The organism is Sphaerobacter sp. (assembly GCF_019683595.1).
Classification (GTDB): Bacteria; Chloroflexota; Chloroflexia; order Thermomicrobiales; family Thermomicrobiaceae; genus Sphaerobacter.
This window is the reverse complement of sequence record NZ_JADGHZ010000289.1, coordinates 1-3,105: the sequence shown is the minus strand read 5'-3', so window position 1 is coordinate 3,105 and position 3,105 is coordinate 1. Positions and strand designations below refer to the sequence as shown.

Here is a 3,105-nt window from a genome sequence, read left to right as displayed (position 1 = left end):
GTCATGTAGCGCACACCGTCCATGGATGCCCCTCCTTGCGAGCTCGGGGAGGACCCACCTCCCACCGCGCTCATCTCTTGTACCCAGCGTAGCAGCGCCCAGGTGGCAGGCGCGTACGCCGCGGAGGAGATGATGTCGCAATCCCGCAACAGTCGTCAGCGCGCTGTCTGGCCATGAAGTCACCCTTCTGTGCTACCATCCGGACACGTCGTGAGGGCACCGGGCGGTACGAGCGTTCAAGGGAGGATCATCGAATGGCGGCGCGTCAGTCGGAGCTGGCGGTTTCAAGGAGATGCCGGGCGCTCCCCGTTTCGCCGATCCGCCGGCTCGCCCCCCTTGCCGACGAGGCGAAGCGGCGTGGACACCGGGTCATCCATCTCAACATCGGCCAGCCCGACCTTCTCGCGCCTCCGAGTGTCGCCGAGGCGATTGCCAGCGCGGCGGATCGGCACCTGGCCTATGCGCCCTCCCGCGGGCTGCCCGAGGCCCTGGACGCCTGGGTGGCGTACTATCGTCACCACGGGATCGAGGTTGAGCCGGGAGACATCGTGATCACCAGCGGCGCCAGCGAGGCGCTCTCGCTCGCCATGCTCGCGACGTGCGACCCCGGCGACGAGATTCTGATCCCGGAGCCGTTCTACGCACCGTACCAGGGCACGACCGCCGTTGCCGGCCTCCGTTTGCGAACCGTCCCGCTGGGGTCGGGCTTCACGCCCCCGTCGCCGGAGGCCATCCGCGCGGCGATCACCCCGGAGACGCGCGCGCTCCTCATCTGTAGCCCCAACAACCCGACCGGGACGGTCTACAGTCGCGAGGCTCTCCTGGCGCTGGGCGAGATCGTGCGGGAAGCCGGGATCTTCCTGCTCTCCGACGAGACGTACCGCGAGATCGTGTTCGACGGCCCGCCCGCACCGAGCGCGCTCTCGATCCCCGGGCTCGATGACCACGTGGTCGTCATCGACAGCATCTCCAAGCGTTTCAACGCCTGCGGGATGCGCATCGGCACGATCGTCTCGCGCAACGCGGCGGTCATGACGGCTGTCGCGGATCTGGCGGAGTTGCGGCTCGCGGTGCCCGTGGTCGAACAAGTGGCGATCACACAGGCACTCCGCGCGCCGGAGCCGTACATCAGCACGGTCGTTGAGACCTACCGCCAGCGGGTTGACGCGCTCGTCGCCGCGCTGTCGCGCATCGAGGGGGTGACCTGCCACCGGCCCGGCGGGGGCTTCTACGTCATCGCGCAGCTCCCGGTCGACGACAGCGAGCGGTTCGCGGCGTGGCTCCTGCGCGACTTCCACGTCGACGGGGAAACGGTCATGGTGACGCCGATGAGCGATTTCTACGTCACCCCGGGGCGCGGCCAGGATGAGATCCGGCTCGCCTGCGTCTACGATCCGGAGACGCTGACCCGCGCGGCCAGCATCCTCGAGGCAGGGCTCGCCGCCTATCCCGGTCGCCGCGATGCCTGATCGCAGGTAGCCCGCTCCGGAGGTTCCAGCCCGTGCGGTATGTCCTTCGTCTGGCGCTCGCGCTTCTGGTCGTGCCGATCGCGATAGCCTGCAACGTCCCCTTTATCCCGGAGAAAGGATCGGGCAACATGGCCACCGAGTCGCGCGACGTGTCCGGCTTCGATCAGGTGTCTCTCGACGGAGTCGGCACGCTCACCATCGAGCAGGGCGATCATGAGGCGCTAACCATCGAGGCCGAGGACAACATCCTGCCGCTCATCCGGACCGAGGTCCGCAACGGGCGTCTGGAGATCGGTATTCGCCGTGGCACGTCGATCCAACCCACGCGGGAGATCCGCTATCACCTCACCATGCGGGACATCCATGCGATCGAGGTCGAGGGCAGCGCGGACGTCGAGTCGGCCGGCATCCAGACCGATGCCCTGACGCTGCGCCTCGCGGGGTCGACTGATGCCCGCATCGATCGTTTTGCCGGCGACCGGCTCACCGTCCGCATCAGCGGCTCGGGCACCTGCTCCATCGCCGGCGACGTGACGGACCAGCGAGTGGAGATTGAGGGATCGGGAGAGTACAGCGCCGCCCATCTGGCGAGTGAGACGGCGGCGGTCGACGTGGCCGGCTCTGGCGACGCGACCGTCCGCGTTGCCCAAACACTCACGGTCTCGATCGCCGGGAGCGGCGACGTGCAGTATTACGGCAACCCGTCGATCAACCAGCGCATCCTCGGCAGCGGGCGTGTCGAGCGGGCCGACGAGTAGCCCGGATCCGACCCACCGGGTGCGACTCGGGAACGCTTGCCGGGACGATCCCCGGCGCTAAGCACGTGGGGTGAGAGCGTGATGGGCGAGCCGCACCAGCAGCCGGTCGTGAACGTCGTCGGGGAGCGCGTCGGGCTCGGCCCGCTCCGGCGCGACCTGCTGGAGACCTACCAGCGCTGGTTCAACGAGTTCCAGACTCTCCGCACCCTCGGCGACATGCCGCGACCCGTCACGCTGGAAGAGCAGGCCGCGCAGTACGATGCCATCGCCACCGGATCGGCGAACCAGGTCGGCTTCCAGATCTACGAGCGCGCTACCTGGCAGCCGATCGGCACCTGCGCGCTCATCGACATCGATCACCGCAACGGCACCGCCGAGTTCGTCATCACCATCGGCGAGGCGACCCACCGCGGACGGGGCTACGGCACTGAGGCCACTCGCCTCGCGCTCGACTACGCCTTCACGGCACTCGGGCTGCACGATGTCATGCTCAAGGTGTACGCGTTCAACCAGGCGGGCATCCGGGCCTACCAGAAGGCGGGCTTCAAGGAGATCGGGCGACGCCGCGGCGCGCGCCGCTTTGCCGGGCGGCGCTGGGACGTGATCTACATGGACTGCGTCGCCGATGAGTTCACCAGCCCGGTACTGAGCGAGATCTTCCAGCCGGACTCAACCCGTCCAGGATCATCGTAGTGCACAGCACGACGCACGCGCGTGACTCCCACCCGGTGCGACAGCCCGAACCGTCGCGACACGATTGTGCGCTCAGTGCCACCAGGTTGGTCACCGCCGCGCGCAGCCCCTGCTGATGCGGTGTTCGCCGCTCGGGGGGGGGGGGGGGCGGCGACACCCCCCCCCCCCCCCCCCCCCGCGGCCGC

Annotated in this window: 3 protein-coding genes; all 3 read left to right on the top strand. The window is 68.7% G+C overall.

Going from position 1 to position 3,105, the window contains the following annotated elements:
• Positions 1 to 254: 254 nt before the first annotated feature.
• The 3 genes from IRZ30_RS16730 (at position 255) to IRZ30_RS16720 (ending at position 2,920) form a co-directional block, all read left to right on the top strand.
• Positions 255 to 1,469: a pyridoxal phosphate-dependent aminotransferase gene (locus IRZ30_RS16730; RefSeq protein ID WP_294086818.1), complete on the top strand. Its 1,215-nt coding sequence runs from the start codon at positions 255 to 257 to the stop codon at positions 1,467 to 1,469.
• 32 nt (positions 1,470 to 1,501) lie between these two features.
• Positions 1,502 to 2,227: a head GIN domain-containing protein gene (locus IRZ30_RS16725; protein ID WP_294086817.1), complete on the top strand. Its 726-nt coding sequence runs from the start codon at positions 1,502 to 1,504 to the stop codon at positions 2,225 to 2,227.
• An 81-nt stretch (positions 2,228 to 2,308) separates the two neighbouring features.
• Complete coding sequence (locus IRZ30_RS16720) at positions 2,309 to 2,920, top strand: GNAT family N-acetyltransferase (RefSeq protein ID WP_294086816.1); 612 nt, start codon at positions 2,309 to 2,311, stop codon at positions 2,918 to 2,920.
• Positions 2,921 to 3,105: the final 185 nt, after the last annotated feature.